11 protein-coding genes and 1 rRNA gene are annotated in these 15,861 nt (G+C 59.4%); 3 read left to right on the forward strand and 9 right to left on the reverse strand.

The features are described 5' to 3' along the window. Positions 1 to 24: 24 nt before the first annotated feature. The 9 genes from AB4N73_RS25135 to AB4N73_RS25175 form a co-directional block, all read right to left on the reverse strand. Positions 25 to 1,383, reverse strand: a complete 1,359-nt coding sequence (locus AB4N73_RS25135) for an 8-oxoguanine deaminase (RefSeq protein ID WP_073471861.1) — start codon at positions 1,381 to 1,383, stop codon at positions 25 to 27. A 257-nt stretch (positions 1,384 to 1,640) separates the two neighbouring features. Then, positions 1,641 to 2,327, reverse strand: a complete 687-nt coding sequence (locus AB4N73_RS25140; protein WP_460142689.1) for an SDR family oxidoreductase — start codon at positions 2,325 to 2,327, stop codon at positions 1,641 to 1,643. Positions 2,328 to 2,604: 277 nt separating this feature from the next. After that, a complete protein-coding gene (locus AB4N73_RS25145) occupies positions 2,605 to 3,531 on the reverse strand; it encodes an ABC transporter permease (RefSeq protein WP_460142690.1) in 927 nt (308 codons plus the stop codon). Continuing rightward, positions 3,531 to 4,637 carry an ABC transporter permease gene (locus tag AB4N73_RS25150; protein ID WP_460142691.1) on the reverse strand — a complete coding sequence of 369 codons (1,107 nt, stop codon included), beginning with the start codon at positions 4,635 to 4,637 and terminating at the stop codon, positions 3,531 to 3,533. Before AB4N73_RS25150 ends, AB4N73_RS25145 begins: the two co-directional genes overlap by 1 nt. 13 nt (positions 4,638 to 4,650) lie before the next feature. Then, the gene (locus AB4N73_RS25155) at positions 4,651 to 6,198 is read right to left on the reverse strand and encodes an ABC transporter ATP-binding protein (RefSeq protein WP_460142692.1); all 1,548 of its coding nucleotides are present in this window, start codon (positions 6,196 to 6,198) and stop codon (positions 4,651 to 4,653) included. 612 nt (positions 6,199 to 6,810) lie between these two features. Continuing rightward, positions 6,811 to 7,392 (reverse strand): IMPACT family protein, encoded by a 582-nt coding sequence (locus AB4N73_RS25160; RefSeq protein WP_125917571.1) that lies wholly within the window; start codon positions 7,390 to 7,392, stop codon positions 6,811 to 6,813. Positions 7,393 to 7,399: 7 nt separating this feature from the next. Then, positions 7,400 to 8,050 carry a TetR/AcrR family transcriptional regulator gene (locus AB4N73_RS25165; RefSeq protein WP_024011475.1) on the reverse strand — a complete coding sequence of 217 codons (651 nt, stop codon included), beginning with the start codon at positions 8,048 to 8,050 and terminating at the stop codon, positions 7,400 to 7,402. An 88-nt stretch (positions 8,051 to 8,138) separates the two neighbouring features. After that, the gene (locus AB4N73_RS25170) at positions 8,139 to 9,527 is read right to left on the reverse strand and encodes a uracil-xanthine permease family protein (protein WP_252877392.1); all 1,389 of its coding nucleotides are present in this window, start codon (positions 9,525 to 9,527) and stop codon (positions 8,139 to 8,141) included. 115 nt (positions 9,528 to 9,642) lie between these two features. Continuing rightward, complete coding sequence (locus tag AB4N73_RS25175; protein WP_056787796.1) at positions 9,643 to 10,563, reverse strand: LysR family transcriptional regulator; 921 nt, start codon at positions 10,561 to 10,563, stop codon at positions 9,643 to 9,645. A gap of 137 nt (positions 10,564 to 10,700) precedes the next feature. Here AB4N73_RS25175 and aptA point away from each other — a divergent pair, with 137 nt between their 5' ends. The 3 genes from aptA (at position 10,701) to AB4N73_RS25190 (ending at position 15,784) form a co-directional block, all read left to right on the forward strand. Further along, positions 10,701 to 12,050 (forward strand): omega-aminotransferase AptA, encoded by a 1,350-nt coding sequence (gene aptA, locus AB4N73_RS25180; RefSeq protein ID WP_064362892.1) that lies wholly within the window; start codon positions 10,701 to 10,703, stop codon positions 12,048 to 12,050. A 74-nt stretch (positions 12,051 to 12,124) separates the two neighbouring features. After that, the gene (locus AB4N73_RS25185; RefSeq protein WP_041479657.1) at positions 12,125 to 13,618 is read left to right on the forward strand and encodes a CoA-acylating methylmalonate-semialdehyde dehydrogenase; all 1,494 of its coding nucleotides are present in this window, start codon (positions 12,125 to 12,127) and stop codon (positions 13,616 to 13,618) included. A gap of 629 nt (positions 13,619 to 14,247) precedes the next feature. Continuing rightward, positions 14,248 to 15,784 (forward strand): 16S ribosomal RNA (locus AB4N73_RS25190). Positions 15,785 to 15,861: the final 77 nt, after the last annotated feature.

The raw sequence follows: 15,861 nt of genomic DNA on the forward strand, positions 1-15,861 counted from the left end.
CCCACAGTTTTGAACGGCGGTGACTCAGGTGCCGGCAATCAACTGCCGAGCCGCCTGGCTGTGATCGGCAATCAAACCTTTCAGATCCAACCCTTCAACCTGCCCATCGACCACACGCCACTTGCCCCCGATCATCACCCGATCCGCTCGGTCAGCGCCGCACAGCAGCAACGCCGAAATCGGATCATGGCTACCGGAGAAGCGCAGTTCATCGAGCTTGAACAACGCGAGATCCGCCTGTTTGCCCACGGCGATTTCGCCGATGTCAGTGCGGCCGAGCAGGCTCGCCGAACCCTTGGTCGCCCAGCCCAGCACGCGCTCCGGGGTGATCTTTTCGGCGCCGTAGCGCAGGCGCTGGATGTACAAAGCCTGACGCGCTTCGAGGATCATGTTCGAGGCATCGTTGGACGCCGAACCGTCAACGCCAAGGCCGAACAGCGCGCCGGCGTCGGTCAGCTCGATGCTCGGGCAGATGCCGGACGCCAGGCGCATGTTCGAGCTTGGGCAGTGGCAGATGCCCGTGCCGGCCTGGCCGAGGCGGGCGATTTCGTCGGGGTTGAAATGGATGCCGTGGGCCAGCCAGGTACGCGGGCCGAGCCAGCCGACGCTATCCAGATAATCGACGGTGCGCAGGCCGAAGCGTTGCAGACAGAAGTCTTCTTCATCGAGAGTTTCAGCGAGGTGGGTGTGCAGACGCACATCGAGCTTGTTCGCCAGATCAGCGCTGGCCGACATGATTTCCGGGGTCACCGAGAATGGCGAGCATGGCGCCAGAGCGATCTGGATCTGTGCGCCATCGCCACGCTCGTGATACTCGTGAATCAGCCGCTGGCTGTCGTCGAGAATCACCTGACCTTCCTGCACCGTTTGTTGTGGAGGCAGACCGCCGTCCTTCTCGCCAAGGCTCATCGAGCCGCGTGTGAGCATGGCGCGCATGCCCAGTTCGCGCACCGTTTCGACCTGCACGTCGATGGCGTTTTCCAGACCGTCCGGGAACAGATAGTGATGGTCGGCAGCCGTGGTGCAACCCGAGAGCAGTAACTCAGCCAGCGCCACTTTGGTGGCGAGGGCGAGTTTTTCAGGCGTCAGCCGCGCCCATACCGGGTACAGGGTCTTCAGCCATGGAAACAACGGCTGATTGACCACCGGCGCCCAGGCGCGGGTCAGGGTTTGATAGAAGTGATGGTGGGTGTTGATCAGGCCCGGCAGGATCACATGCTCGCGGGCATCGAACACTTCATTGCACGGCGCCGACGGCTGCTGACCGGCAGCGAGGACTTCGACGATGACACCGTCTTGCACGACAAGGCCGCCACGGGCATCAAGCTCGTTGGAGGTGAAAATGGCGAGGGGATTTTTTAACCAGGTACGGGTCGCAGGCATTGTGGCCGGCTCCTCTGAAAGTTGGGTTCAGGGTTGCCAGCTCAGTGTTGCCCTGTCTGCTGATCCAGGGTCGCCGCGAAGGACGAGGCGCGCAGTTTCAAACAAATCGCCCCATCGGGCAAGCGCCACCCGACCATTCACCATCATCCCCCTGTGGGAGCGAGCCTGCTCGCGAAGGCGTCATGTCAGTCGATACAGATTTACCTGACAGATCGTATTCGCGAGCAGGCTCGCTCCCACATCGGGATTATCAGTGCTTACCAGGGAATGGTTTCACCCTTGTAATTGACGAAGTGATGCCCGCCCTTGCCGGCAAACGCATTGACCTGATCGATCAGCCCGCGGGTGCTGGTCTCGACGTCGAGATCGGCGCCTTCGCCGCCCATGTCGGTCTTCACCCAGCCCGGGTGCAGCGAAAGTACGGTCAGTTTCTGCTCGCCCAGTTGCGTGACGAAACTGTTGGTCATCGAATTCAGCGCCGCCTTGCTCGCCTTGTACAGCGCCAGCTCCGGCGCATCGGGCATGGTCACGCTGCCGAGTACCGAACTCATGAACGCCAGCACGCCGCTGCCGTCGCGAATCTGCCCGACGAAGCGCTGGGCCAGATTGATCGGCGCCACCGCGTTGGTGAAAAACAGTTGCCCGACCTCGGCCAGGGTCGCGCCGCCCGGCGTCTGCACGTCCGGGCCTTTGACCCCGGCGTTGACGAACAACAGATCGAAGGTTTCGCCCTTGAGCTTCTGGCTCAGAGCGATCACCGCTTGCTGATCGTCCATGTCGAGCTTCTCGATGCGCACGTCACCCAGCGCTTGCAGCGCCTCGGCCTTCTGCGGATTGCGCACTGTCGCGGTCACTTGCCAGCCATCGGCCAGCAGGGTCTTCACCAGACCGAGGCCCAAGCCGCGGGAGGCGCCGATGATCAGTGCGTTTTTTGCCTGAGACATGATGGGTTTCCTTGAAAGTCAGCATTCAGGTTTCAATGGACACGCCTGACCGAGCCACAGTTGCAGCGCTTGGCGAAAAACAGGCTTTGATCCCGGAGCATACTCCAGGCTTCTTGAGTTTCTCGAGGGTGTTTGATCAGAAACAATCATGAGGCGTGGTTCAAGTGTTGCCTGTGCGGACGCTTTCGCGAGCAGGCTCGCTCCCACATATGCCCGCGTTCACTCAGATCCCCTGTGGGAGCGAGCCTGCTCGCGAAGAGGCCCGCTCTGACATCAACTAATGTCCCGATTGCCACGGCTGCCCCAACGAAACCGGCGCATACAACCGAGTGCGCACGGCATCGCGGGACAGCAACACCAGCACCAAAATCGTCGCCACATACGGCAGCATCGCCAGCAGGCTCGAATGTATCGCCAGTCCCAATCCCTGTGCCACCAAATGCAGGATGCTGGCGAGGCCAAACAGATACGCCCCGAGCAACAACCGCCACACCCGCCAACTGGCAAACACCACCAGCGCCAGGGCAATCCAGCCGCGCCCGGCGGTCATGTTTTCCGCCCACATCGGCGTGTAGGCCAGCGACAGATAGGCCCCGGCCAGCCCGGCCATTGCTCCGCCGAACAACACCGCCAAGGTGCGTACGGTCAGCACCGGCAAGCCCATCGCGCTGGCCGCATCCGGGTTTTCACCGACCGCTTGAATGATCAGGCCGACACGACTTTTGATGATTACCCACGCCACCAAGGCAAATAGCGCGAACGACAGATACACCAGCAGATCCTGGGCAAACAGCATCCGCCCGATCAGCGGGATCTCACTCAGATACGGAATCGCCAGAGGCTCGAAACCCGCCAGCGGCTTACCCACCCATGCCGCGCCGACAAACGTCGAAAGTCCGACACCAAAGATCGTCAGCGCCAACCCGGTGGCCACCTGATTGGCGTTGAACACCAGCGCGACCAGGGCAAACAGTGACGACAACAACATCCCGGCCAACATCGCCAACAGCACACCCAGCCACAGGCTGCCGCTGTTGAGCGCGACGATAAAACCGATCACCGCACCGAACAGCATCATGCCTTCCTGGCCGAGGTTGAGGACGCCGCTTTTCTCGCAGATCAACTCACCCAATGCCACCAGCAACAGCGGCGTGCCGCAGCGGACCATGGCATAGAAAATATTGCTCAACAGATCGATATCCATCACAGCGCTCCGGCGGTTACGACAGGGGTCGAGGCGCGCCGGCTCCAGCGCAGTTTCAGGCGTGGCCGATAGAGAATCAGCACGTCACAGGCGAGCAGGAAAAACAGCATCATGCCCTGGAACAATTGGGTGATCGCTTGCGGCAGATTGAGCGACATCTGCGCGCTCTCGCCGCCGATGTACAGCAGCGCCATGAGCAGACTGGAGAACAGAATGCCGAGCGGATTCAACCGTCCCAGAAACGCCACGGTGATCGCCGCGTAGCCATAGCCCGGCGACACCTGCGGCACCAGTTGGCCGATCGGCCCGGTCACTTCGCAGACCCCGGCGAGTCCGGCCAGAGCACCGCTGATCAACAGCGCCAGCCAGATCAGGCGCTTCTCGCGAAAGCCGACAAAACCTGCCGCACGTTTGTCCAGCCCGAGCACTTTGATCTGGAAGCCGATAAAGCTTTTCTGCAGCAACACCCACACTGCAACCAGCGCGAGCAAGGCGAAATACACCCCGGCATGCACGCGGCCGTCCTCCAGCAGCAGCGGCAAACGACTGGCGTCGCCGAACATCGCCGACTCCGGGAAATTGAAGCCCGCTGGATCCTTCAACGGCCCGTGCACGCAGAACAGCAGCAGGTTCAGCGCGATGTAGTTGAGCATGATGCTGGTGAGGATTTCGTTGGCGTTGAAGCGCGTGCGCAGCCATGCGGTGAGCCCGGCCCATGCGGCGCCCGCCAGCGTGCCGGTCAGCAGAATCAGCACCAGCGCCCAGCGACTTTGCATGTCGATAACGTTCACTGCCAGAGCACTACCGGCCAACGCGCCGAGTAGAAGTTGGCCTTCGGCGCCGATGTTCCAGATTCGCGCCTGATAGGCCACCGCCAGGCCGAGTGCGCAGAGCAGAATCGGCAGCGCCTTGACCAGCAATTCGGACACGCCATAAAGGTCACTGACCGGCGCGATCAGCAGCGTATGCAAGGTCTGCAGTGGGTCGTGGCCCAGAGCGATGAACAACAGCGAGCCACAGCCGAGGGTCAGCGCCGCCGCCAATAACGGCGAGCACCACAGCATCAGGCGCGATTGCTGGCCACGGGGTTCGAGAGAAAGCAGCATGGTTGGAACTCCGTTAAACCGAGGCGGCGCCAGGTGAGTGATCGAACTGGCCGGCCATCCACGCGCCGACATCGCTCAGTTGTGTAAGGCAGGTGTCTTGCAGTGCCGACAGACGCCCGCCGCATAGCGCGCCGAGGCGATCGCTGATCTGGAACAGCTCATCGAGGTCTTCGGAAATCACCAGAATCGCCGCGCCGGCATCGCGCAGGGCAATCAAGGCGCGATGGATGGTGGCGGCGGCACCGACGTCGACGCCCCAGGTCGGGTGCGCGGCGATCAGCAGTTTCGGTTGCTGAAGAATTTCCCGGCCGAGGATGAATTTCTGTAAGTTGCCGCCGGACAGGCTGCGCGCAGCGGTTTGCGTGTCCGGGGTCTTCACGCCGAAACGCTGGATGATCTGCTGCGCGAGGGTTTCGACTTTGCCGCGTTGGATCAACCCGTGGCTCACCAGTCCTTGCTGGAAAGCACTGAGCAGGGCGTTATCGGCCAGACTCAACTCCGGCACCGCGCCGTGGCCGAGGCGTTCGGCCGGCACGAAGGCCAGACCGAGTTTGCGCCGCGCGTCCGGGCGCAGGTCAGCGACGTTTCGCTCGGCGAAGCGCAGGGTCGCCGCTTGCGCCCGGGGCAAGGTTTGTTCGCCACTGAGCAGGGCGAGCAGCTCATCCTGACCATTGCCCGCGACCCCGGCGATGCCGACGATTTCACCGCTGCGCACTTGCAGGTCGATGTCTGTCAGCGAGCAGCCGAATGGATCCGGGTTGTGCCAGCTCAAACCCTGCACCTGCAGAAACGCCGCGCCACCGCTGACTTTCGGATACTCGCCAATCAATGCCGCCGCTTCGCCGACCATCAGTTGTGCCAGTTGCTGATCCGTACATTGCGCCGGCAGGCAATGCCCGGCTACCCGACCGCCGCGCAGCACCGTGGCGCTGTGGCACAAGGCCCGCACTTCACCGAGCTTGTGGCTGATAAACAGAATGCTGCAGCCCTCGTCGGCAAGGCGCCGCAGGGTGATGAACAATTCGTCCGCCTCTTGCGGCGTCAGCACCGAGGTCGGCTCGTCGAGAATCAACAGGCGGATGTCCTGCATCAGGCAACGGATGATTTCCACCCGCTGCCGCTCGCCGATCGACAGGCTGTGGACAAGTCGCTCCGGCTCCAGCGCCATGCCGTAACGTCGCGATACTTCGCGAATCTTCGGCTCCAGTTGTTTCGGCGTGCCGGCCGCCGCGCCCATCGCCAGGGCAATGTTCTGCGCGACGCTGAGGGTTTCGAACAGGGAGAAATGCTGGAACACCATGCCAATGCCCAACTGCCGTGCCTGTGCCGGGTTGCGGATCTGCACGCGCTGCCCCTGCCAGAGCATTTCACCGCTGTCGCACTGGGTAACCCCGTAGATGATTTTCATCAACGTACTTTTGCCTGCGCCGTTTTCACCGAGCAGGGCATGGATTTCACCCGGCGCGATGCTCAGGTCGATGGCGTCGTTGGCCAGACAACCGGGGTAGCGTTTGCTGATCTGGCGCAGTTGCAGGCGCGGCGGGGAAGGGGCGATGGACATGACAGGCTCGACTGACTTGGAGTTGTGCCTGTGGATAAAGCAATTTCCTGGCCATTGAGTCAGGAACGCTTGCGGAGCCAGTCCGTATGTGCCGACAGCAGCGCATCGGCGGGCGTTTTGTCTTTCTATCGAGCACCAATTCAGCGCAAAGCCATTGAACAGGCTCCAGTTTTGCTCGTGTTACGTTGGTTAAAAAACGAGCAATCACTTGGGGCCTAGGCAGATCCAGCGACAGCGACGGTCATGAACGGCTTATCCACAGGTTGTTCCACAGTAATTGTGCGCAAGCGCCGAGGTCGGGCATAAGCACTGCGATGCTTTCTTCTAATGGTGATAAACGATGTTAACTATCTGTTTTTACGCTGATTTTTCGTTTCGTCTGATCAATTGAACGAAAAGTGAACAAATCGCGCAAAGTCGCATGACAGAAGGGTTACAGCGGTATGTGCTCAGGTTATCCACAGTCGGGTGCACAGCCGATGTGGGCAAGTCGGCAGAAAATGGAATGCATGTAATGCCCCAAAAAGATCGCAGCCTTCGGCAGCTCCTACAGGTGGAATGCGATCCCCCTGTAGGAGCTGCCGAAGGCTGCGATCTTTTGATCTTCCACTCTCAACGCTGCAACAAAATCCGCCCACGGCTCAGATCCGCCAACTGACTTTGCAGCACTTCGATCTGCGCTTCTCCTACCGCCAATTTCAACTCAACCCCATTGGCCGTGAAGTTTTCCTCCACCACCAATCCACCGAGATCCGCCACGCGCAACTTCACCAGCGCCAACTCGGCAAATCCGCAGGCGCAACTGAGCGGCACGCGGCTGATCAGCTCGATTTTTTCCGCCGCTTGCAGGCACTTGTTGGCGCCACCGCCGTAGGCCCGGGCCAGGCCGCCGGTGCCCAGTTGAATGCCGCCGTACCAGCGGATCACCAGCACCGCGACCTGATCGCAGTCCTGCGCCTCGATCGCCGCCAGAATAGGGCGGCCGGCAGTGCCGCCCGGCTCGCCGTCGTCAGTGCTGCGGTATTGCGCGCCGAGTTTCCACGCCCAGCAATTGTGCGTGGCATTCAAATCGCTGTGCTGCTCGAAAAATGCCTGCGCGTCGGCGGGGCTGCTGATTGGCGTCGCCAGAGTGATGAAGCGGCTTTTGCGAATCTCTTCGCGGTATTCGCAAAAACCGCTGAGGGTGAAAGGCATAAACGTCTTATAGAGAAGGAGTGAGGCCGCAGCCTTTGAGAATGATGCGGATCAGGTTGTTGCCGGCGTCTTCCATGTCCTGCTTGGTCAACTTGCTGCGCCCGGTGACGCGGCAGATCTGCGTGGCGAAGTCGGCGTAATGCTGGGTGCTGCCCCACAGCAGGAAGATCAGGTGCACCGGATCGACCGGATCCATCTTGCCCGCATCGATCCATGCCTGAAACACCGCCGCGCGCCCGGTGAACCAGGCGCGGTAGTCCTGATTGAAATATTCGCTCAGGCATTCGCCGCCGCTGATCACTTCCATGGCGAAGATTCGCGAAGCCTGTGGCTGGCGCCGGGAGAATTCCATCTTCGCGCGGATGTAGCGGGTCAGCGCTTCGGCCGGGTCATCCTCGGCAGTGAGGGTGTTGAAGGTGCTGTCCCACAACTCGATGATGTTGCTCAGCACTGCCACATACAAACCGAGCTTGTTGGTGAAGTAGTAATGCAGGTTGGCCTTGGGCAGCCCGGCATTCTGCGCGATGGTGTTCATGCTGGTGCCTTTGAACCCGTGACGGGCGAACTCGTCTTCGGCGGCTTTGAGAATGGTCTCTTCGTTCTTCTGACGAATGCGGCTGGCGGGTTTGCCGCCGTGGGCTGGGACTTCAAAGGTCATAGGCACTTCCGGGATTGTCTGTGGGTGCAACCAGTTGCGTTGATAGCGCACCCACAGGCATCCGACAAGTCCTTGCGCGGAAAAACAGTTACGCCTGTTCGATCTTGTTCAATGACGCGGGGCTTTTTGTCTCAGCGGTTTTGCCTTCCGGCAACAACAGACACAGGACGATTGCCGTCAGCCCGCCGCTGGTGATCGCCGAGTCGAACAGGTTCTGCACCAGTTTCGGCAGCAGGTGCAGCAGGTTCGGTTGCGCGGCGATGCCGAGGCCGACGCCGAACGAAGTGGCGATGATCAACATGCTGCGCCGGTCCAGCGGTGACTGCGCGAGAATGCGTACGCCCGCCGCCGCCACAGCGCCGAACATCACCAGCGTTGCGCCGCCCAGCACCGGTTTCGGAATCTGTTGCAGCACCGCACCGATCATCGGGAACAGGCCGAGGCAGAACAGGATCGCGCCGATGTACAGACCGACGTAGCGGCTGGCAACGCCGGTCAATTGGATCACGCCGTTGTTCTGCGCGAACGTTGTGTTGGGGAAAGCGCTGAAGGTCGCCGCGATCATGCAGCTCACGCCATCGCCAAGCACGCCACCGCGCAAGCGGCTTATATAAGAAGGGCCGCTGATCGGTTGGCGGGCGAGCATGCAATTGGCGGTGAGGTCGCCGACGGTTTCGATGGTGCTAATCAGATAAATCAGCGCGACCGGCAGGAAAGCGGTCCAGTCGAAGTTGAAACCGAACTTGAACGGCGTAGGAAAACTCACCAGTGGCAAGTCAGGCAACGGCTGCGGGACCAGTTTCCCGCTGAACCAAGCGGCGAGACTGCCGAGCACCAGTCCGATGATGATCGCCGACAGTCGTACCCACGGCGTGTTCGAACGGTTGAGCAGAATGATCGTCAGCAGCACGAACACGCCCAAAGCCAGATTGCCTGGTGCGCCGAAGTCCGGTGCATTGAAGCCGCCACCGAGATCGGTGATGCCGACTTTGATCAGGCTGATGCCGATCAGCGTGATGACAATGCCGGTCACCAGCGGTGTGACCACTCGGCGCAACTGACCGATGAAACGGCTGAGCACGATCTGCACGATTGCGCCGAAAAAGCACACGCCGAAAATCATCGCCAGAATATCTTCCGGGCTGCCGCCGCGCTGCTTGACCAGAAACCCGGCCGACAGCACCGCGCCGAGAAACGCGAAACTGGTGCCTTGCAGACAGATCATCCCCGCGCCAATGCCGAACGGTCGCCGCGCCTGGATAAAAGTGCCGACGCCCGAGACCAGCAGCGCCATGCTGATCAGGTAAGGTAGATGCGCGGTCAGCCCGAGCGCGGAACCGATCACCAGTGGCGGGGTGATGATGCCGACGAAACTGGCGAGCACGTGTTGCAGTGCGGCGAGAATGGCGGCGAGTGGTTTGGGGCGGTCGTTGAGGCCGTAGATCAGTTCACTGGACGAATCGGAATCTGGCTGCATGGATTTGGCTTCTTGAAGGAGAGTTATCCCTTCTGTGCAAAAACCTGTCCACTTGCTCAGGTTATTCCTGGATTCTGTCGATGAGGCCCAGCCGGGCTGGGCTCTGCGCGCTTATCTATCGCGTCGCGGCCAGACTCTCCAGGAAACTTTCCAGCACCAAATGAGGGCGCCGCCCCTTGCGCGTGACCGATGCCAGACTCAAATCGTAAAAACGCGTGCCGGCCTTGAGCGCACGCAAACGCCCCTGCTGCACCCAAAGGCTGGCGTAGTGATCCGGCAGATAACCGATATAGCGTCCGGTCAGAATCAGAAATGCCATGCCCTCACGGTCAGAGGCACTGGCGGTGCAATTGAGCGCCTGATAGTGCGCTTGAATCTCCGCCGGCAGACGAAAGGTCGGCGCAATCGCGTCCTGACTGTCGAGGCGTTGATCATCGAGTTGCTTGTCGTCGACATAAAACAGCGGATGACCCACCGCGCAATACAGCAGCGAACGCTCGCTGTATAACGGCTGATATTCCAGTCCCGACAAGGCGCTGGCCTGCGGCACCACGCCAACGTGCAGGCGCCCGTCGAGCACACCTTGTTCAACTTCGTTCGGCGCAATCATGCGGATCTGGATCTGCACATCCGGCCCGCGTTCCTTCAACTGCGCGAGGGCGTGGGTGATGCGCATGTGCGGAAGGGTAACGAGGTTATCGGTCAGGCCGATGATCAGCTCGCCGCGCAGGTGTTGGTGCAGTCCGTTGACCTCAGTGCGAAAACTCTCCAGTGCACTCAACAGCTGTAGTGCCGACTGATACACCTCACGACCTTCCTCGGTCAGGGAAAATCCGGCCCGGCCACGCTGACACAGGCGCAAGCCGAGGCGCTGTTCCAGATCGCTCATCTGCTGGCTGATCGCCGAACGGCCGATGCCGAGCACTGTTTCCGCTGCGGAGAAGCCGCCACATTCCACGACACTGCGAAAAATCCGCAGCAGACGGATATCAAAGTCACTGACCTGAGCCAGTGGATCGGCGCGGCGGCTGCTCATTTTTTGTTCTCTTTGTTTAGCGATGATCTAACTGAAGGTTAGAAGAGTTGGATTTCACCGACTTTATCGCCGTGGCAATTTAGCTGCAACAACGCTTTCCATCTCCCTGACGCTTATGCCCTGCGAGGTTTTGCCCGATGAACATGCCTGAAAACGCGCCGTCGCCACTGGCCAGTCAACTGAAGCTGGACGCGCACTGGATGCCGTACACCGCCAACCGCAACTTTCAACGCGACCCGCGTCTGATCGTCGGCGCTGAAGGCAGCTGGCTGTTCGACGACAAGGGCCGCAAGATCTACGACTCGCTGTCCGGTCTGTGGACCTGCGGCGCCGGGCACACCCGCAAGGAAATTCAGGAAGCCGTTTCGAAACAGCTGGGCACTCTCGACTACTCGCCGGGTTTCCAGTATGGCCATCCGTTGTCGTTCCAGTTGGCAGAGAAAATCACCGAACTGACCCCGGGCAACCTGAACCACGTGTTCTTCACCGACTCTGGTTCCGAGTGCGCCGATACCGCGGTGAAAATGGTCCGTGCCTACTGGCGCCTGAAAGGTCAGGCGACCAAGACCAAAATGATCGGCCGTGCCCGTGGCTACCACGGCGTGAACATCGCCGGCACCAGCCTCGGTGGCGTCAACGGCAACCGCAAACTGTTTGGTCAGGCGATGATGGATGTCGATCACCTGCCGCACACGCTGCTGGCGAGCAATGCGTTTTCCCGCGGCATGCCGGAGCAGGGCGGTATTGCTTTGGCCGATGAGCTGCTGAAGTTGATCGAGCTGCACGACGCTTCCAATATCGCTGCGGTGTTCGTTGAACCGATGGCAGGGTCCGCCGGGGTACTGGTTCCGCCACAGGGTTACCTCAAGCGTTTGCGCGAAATCTGCGATCAGCACAACATCCTGCTGGTGTTCGATGAAGTGATCACCGGTTTCGGCCGCACCGGTTCGATGTTCGGCGCCGAGAGCTTTGGCGTGACCCCGGACCTGATGTGCATCGCCAAGCAAGTCACCAACGGCGCGATCCCGATGGGCGCGGTGATTGCCAGCTCCGAGATCTACCAGACTTTCATGAACCAGCCGACGCCGGAATACGCCGTGGAATTCCCTCACGGCTACACCTATTCGGCACACCCGGTGGCCTGTGCCGCCGGCCTTGCAGCACTCGACCTGCTGCAAAAGGAAAACCTGGTGCAGAGCGTCGCCGAAGTCGCGCCGCATTTCGAAAACGCGCTGCACGGCCTGAAAGGCTCGAAGAACGTCATCGACATCCGCAACTACGGCCTGGCCGGCGCGATCCAGATTGCCGGGCGCGACGGTGATGCCATCGTGCGTCCTTTCGAAGCGGGCATGGCCTTGTGGAAAGCCGGGTTCTACGTACGCTTCGGCGGCGACACCCTGCAGTTCGGCCCAACCTTCAACAGCAAGCCGCAAGACCTCGATCGTCTGTTCGACGCGGTCGGCGAAGTGCTGAACAAGCTCGACTGATTTTTCCTTCTATATATGTACAAAAGTGCCGGCGTCTCTCACGGCGCCTGCGGACCAGAATTCAGGAGTGTTCGATGAGCGTTATCCCGCATTTGATCAATGGCGAACTGGTGACCGAGAACGGTCGCGCGGTGGATGTGTTCAACCCGTCTACCGGCCAGGCGATCCATAAACTGCCATTGGCCAGCCAGGCCACCATTCAGAAAGCCATCGATGCCGCCAAGGCCGCGTTCCCGGCCTGGCGCAACACGCCGCCAGCCAAGCGCGCCCAGGTGATGTTCCGTTTCAAACAGCTGCTGGAGCAGAACGAAGCACGCATCTCGCAACTGATCAGCGAAGAGCACGGCAAGACCCTGGAAGACGCCGCCGGTGAATTGAAGCGCGGTATCGAGAACGTCGAGTTCGCCTGCGCCGCCCCGGAAATCCTCAAGGGCGAGTACAGCCGCAACGTCGGCCCGAACATCGATGCCTGGTCGGACTTCCAGCCGTTGGGGATTGTTGCCGGTATCACCCCGTTCAACTTCCCGGCCATGGTCCCGCTGTGGATGTACCCGCTGGCGATCGTCTGCGGCAACTGCTTCATCCTCAAGCCATCCGAGCGCGATCCAAGCTCGACGCTGCTGATCGCCCAGTTGCTGCTGGAAGCAGGATTGCCGAAAGGCGTGATGAGTGTGGTCCATGGTGACAAGACAGCGGTGGACGCGTTGATCGAAGCGCCGGAAGTCAAAGCGCTGAGTTTCGTCGGTTCGACACCGATTGCCGAGTACATCTACGCCGAAGGCACCAAGCGCGGCAAACGCGTTCAGGCACTGGGCGGCGCGAAGAACCACGCGGTACTGATGCCGGATGCCGATCTGGACAATGCGGTAAGTGCACTGATGGGCGCGGCTTACGGTTCCTGCGGCGAACGCTGCATGGCCATCTCGGTGGCCGTGTGTGTTGGCGATCAGGTCGCGGACGCGCTGGTGGCGAAACTGGTTCCACAGATCAAAGCGCTGAAAATCGGCGCGGGCACCTCGTGCGGTCTGGACATGGGGCCGTTGGTTACCGGTCAGGCGCGTGACAAGGTCAGCGGTTATGTGGATGACGGTGTGGCGGCGGGCGCGACCCTGGTGGTCGATGGTCGCGGTCTGAGCGTCGCCGGTCATGAAGACGGCTTCTTCCTCGGTGGCTGCCTGTTCGACAACGTCACCCCTGAGATGCGCATCTATAAAGAAGAGATCTTCGGGCCGGTGCTGTGCGTGGTGCGGGTGAACAGCCTGGAAGAGGCGATGCAACTGATCAATGATCACGAATACGGCAACGGCACCTGCATCTTCACCCGTGACGGCGAAGCGGCGCGGCTGTTCTGCGACGAGATCGAAGTCGGCATGGTCGGCGTCAACGTGCCGCTGCCGGTGCCGGTGGCTTATCACAGTTTCGGCGGCTGGAAGCGTTCGCTGTTTGGCGACCTGCATGCGTATGGTCCGGATGGCGTGCGCTTCTACACTCGTCGCAAGGCGATCACCCAGCGCTGGCCGCAGCGTGCAAGCCATGAAGCTTCGCAGTTCGCATTCCCTAGCTTATAAGTAGCTGGATGTGCAGAAGGCCGACCTTTCAGGTCGGCCTTCGCGTTTTCGGGGCTTTTTGACCGATATGACAGAAATATGAAAATAGGTGTTGACGGCAGATTCCAGAGGTCTATAATTCGCCCCACTTCCGGCGCAGTCGAAACGGAAAACTCCTTGAGATTCAAAGAGTTACGCAGTTTTCGGCAGCGACTTGCTTCAGATCATCGAAGCCTGGAAGGAGTTGAAAGAGCAGTGATGTGTGGCTCTTTTAACGGTTCGATCTTCTCGGTCGAAAGCGGAGAAAAAGAGGTGTTGACAGCAGCGATTAACGCTGTAGAATTCGCCTCCCGCTAACGAGAGATCGGAAGCGCAAGTGGTTGAAGTTGTTGAAGAATTCTTCGAAAACTTCTGAAAATAATCACTTGACAGCAAATGAGGCTGCTGTAGAATGCGCGCCTCGGTTGAGACGAAAGATCTTAACCAACCGCTCTTTAACAACTGAATCAAGCAATTCGTGTGGGTGCTTGTGCAGTCAGACTGATAGTCAACAAGATTATCAGCATCACAAGTTACTCCGCGAGAAATCAAAGATGTAACCAACGATTGCTGAGCCAAGTTTAGGGTTTCTTAAAAACCCAAAGATGTTTGAACTGAAGAGTTTGATCATGGCTCAGATTGAACGCTGGCGGCAGGCCTAACACATGCAAGTCGAGCGGATGAGAGGAGCTTGCTCCTGGATTCAGCGGCGGACGGGTGAGTAATGCCTAGGAATCTGCCTGATAGTGGGGGACAACGTTTCGAAAGGAACGCTAATACCGCATACGTCCTACGGGAGAAAGCAGGGGACCTTCGGGCCTTGCGCTATCAGATGAGCCTAGGTCGGATTAGCTAGTTGGTGAGGTAATGGCTCACCAAGGCGACGATCCGTAACTGGTCTGAGAGGATGATCAGTCACACTGGAACTGAGACACGGTCCAGACTCCTACGGGAGGCAGCAGTGGGGAATATTGGACAATGGGCGAAAGCCTGATCCAGCCATGCCGCGTGTGTGAAGAAGGTCTTCGGATTGTAAAGCACTTTAAGTTGGGAGGAAGGGCAGTAAATTAATACTTTGCTGTTTTGACGTTACCGACAGAATAAGCACCGGCTAACTCTGTGCCAGCAGCCGCGGTAATACAGAGGGTGCAAGCGTTAATCGGAATTACTGGGCGTAAAGCGCGCGTAGGTGGTTTGTTAAGTTGGATGTGAAATCCCCGGGCTCAACCTGGGAACTGCATCCAAAACTGGCAAGCTAGAGTATGGTAGAGGGTGGTGGAATTTCCTGTGTAGCGGTGAAATGCGTAGATATAGGAAGGAACACCAGTGGCGAAGGCGACCACCTGGACTGATACTGACACTGAGGTGCGAAAGCGTGGGGAGCAAACAGGATTAGATACCCTGGTAGTCCACGCCGTAAACGATGTCAACTAGCCGTTGGGAGCCTTGAGCTCTTAGTGGCGCAGCTAACGCATTAAGTTGACCGCCTGGGGAGTACGGCCGCAAGGTTAAAACTCAAATGAATTGACGGGGGCCCGCACAAGCGGTGGAGCATGTGGTTTAATTCGAAGCAACGCGAAGAACCTTACCAGGCCTTGACATCCAATGAACTTTCCAGAGATGGATTGGTGCCTTCGGGAACATTGAGACAGGTGCTGCATGGCTGTCGTCAGCTCGTGTCGTGAGATGTTGGGTTAAGTCCCGTAACGAGCGCAACCCTTGTCCTTAGTTACCAGCACGTAATGGTGGGCACTCTAAGGAGACTGCCGGTGACAAACCGGAGGAAGGTGGGGATGACGTCAAGTCATCATGGCCCTTACGGCCTGGGCTACACACGTGCTACAATGGTCGGTACAAAGGGTTGCCAAGCCGCGAGGTGGAGCTAATCCCATAAAACCGATCGTAGTCCGGATCGCAGTCTGCAACTCGACTGCGTGAAGTCGGAATCGCTAGTAATCGCGAATCAGAATGTCGCGGTGAATACGTTCCCGGGCCTTGTACACACCGCCCGTCACACCATGGGAGTGGGTTGCACCAGAAGTAGCTAGTCTAACCTTCGGGAGGACGGTTACCACGGTGTGATTCATGACTGGGGTGAAGTCGTAACAAGGTAGCCGTAGGGGAACCTGCGGCTGGATCACCTCCTTAATCGACGACATCAGCTGCTGCATGAGCTCCCACACGAATTGCTTGATTCATTGAAGAAGACGATAGAAGCAGCTTTA

This window comes from Pseudomonas sp. S3_B08, from assembly GCF_054667725.1.

Excerpts from the sequence above, each read along its gene's own strand:
- AB4N73_RS25135 (WP_073471861.1), bottom strand. The coding sequence starts at position 1,383 with ATGCCTGCGACCCGTACCTGGTTAAAAAATCCCCTCGCCATTTTCACC.
- AB4N73_RS25140 (WP_460142689.1), bottom strand. The coding sequence starts at position 2,327 with ATGTCTCAGGCAAAAAACGCACTGATCATCGGCGCCTCCCGCGGCTTG.
- AB4N73_RS25145 (WP_460142690.1), bottom strand. The coding sequence starts at position 3,531 with ATGGATATCGATCTGTTGAGCAATATTTTCTATGCCATGGTCCGCTGC.
- AB4N73_RS25150 (WP_460142691.1), bottom strand. The coding sequence starts at position 4,637 with ATGCTGCTTTCTCTCGAACCCCGTGGCCAGCAATCGCGCCTGATGCTG.
- AB4N73_RS25155 (WP_460142692.1), bottom strand. The coding sequence starts at position 6,198 with ATGTCCATCGCCCCTTCCCCGCCGCGCCTGCAACTGCGCCAGATCAGC.
- AB4N73_RS25160 (WP_125917571.1), bottom strand. The coding sequence starts at position 7,392 with ATGCCTTTCACCCTCAGCGGTTTTTGCGAATACCGCGAAGAGATTCGC.
- AB4N73_RS25165 (WP_024011475.1), bottom strand. The coding sequence starts at position 8,050 with ATGACCTTTGAAGTCCCAGCCCACGGCGGCAAACCCGCCAGCCGCATT.
- AB4N73_RS25170 (WP_252877392.1), bottom strand. The coding sequence starts at position 9,527 with ATGCAGCCAGATTCCGATTCGTCCAGTGAACTGATCTACGGCCTCAAC.
- AB4N73_RS25175 (WP_056787796.1), bottom strand. The coding sequence starts at position 10,563 with ATGAGCAGCCGCCGCGCCGATCCACTGGCTCAGGTCAGTGACTTTGAT.
- aptA (WP_064362892.1), top strand. The coding sequence starts at position 10,701 with ATGAACATGCCTGAAAACGCGCCGTCGCCACTGGCCAGTCAACTGAAG.
- AB4N73_RS25185 (WP_041479657.1), top strand. The coding sequence starts at position 12,125 with ATGAGCGTTATCCCGCATTTGATCAATGGCGAACTGGTGACCGAGAAC.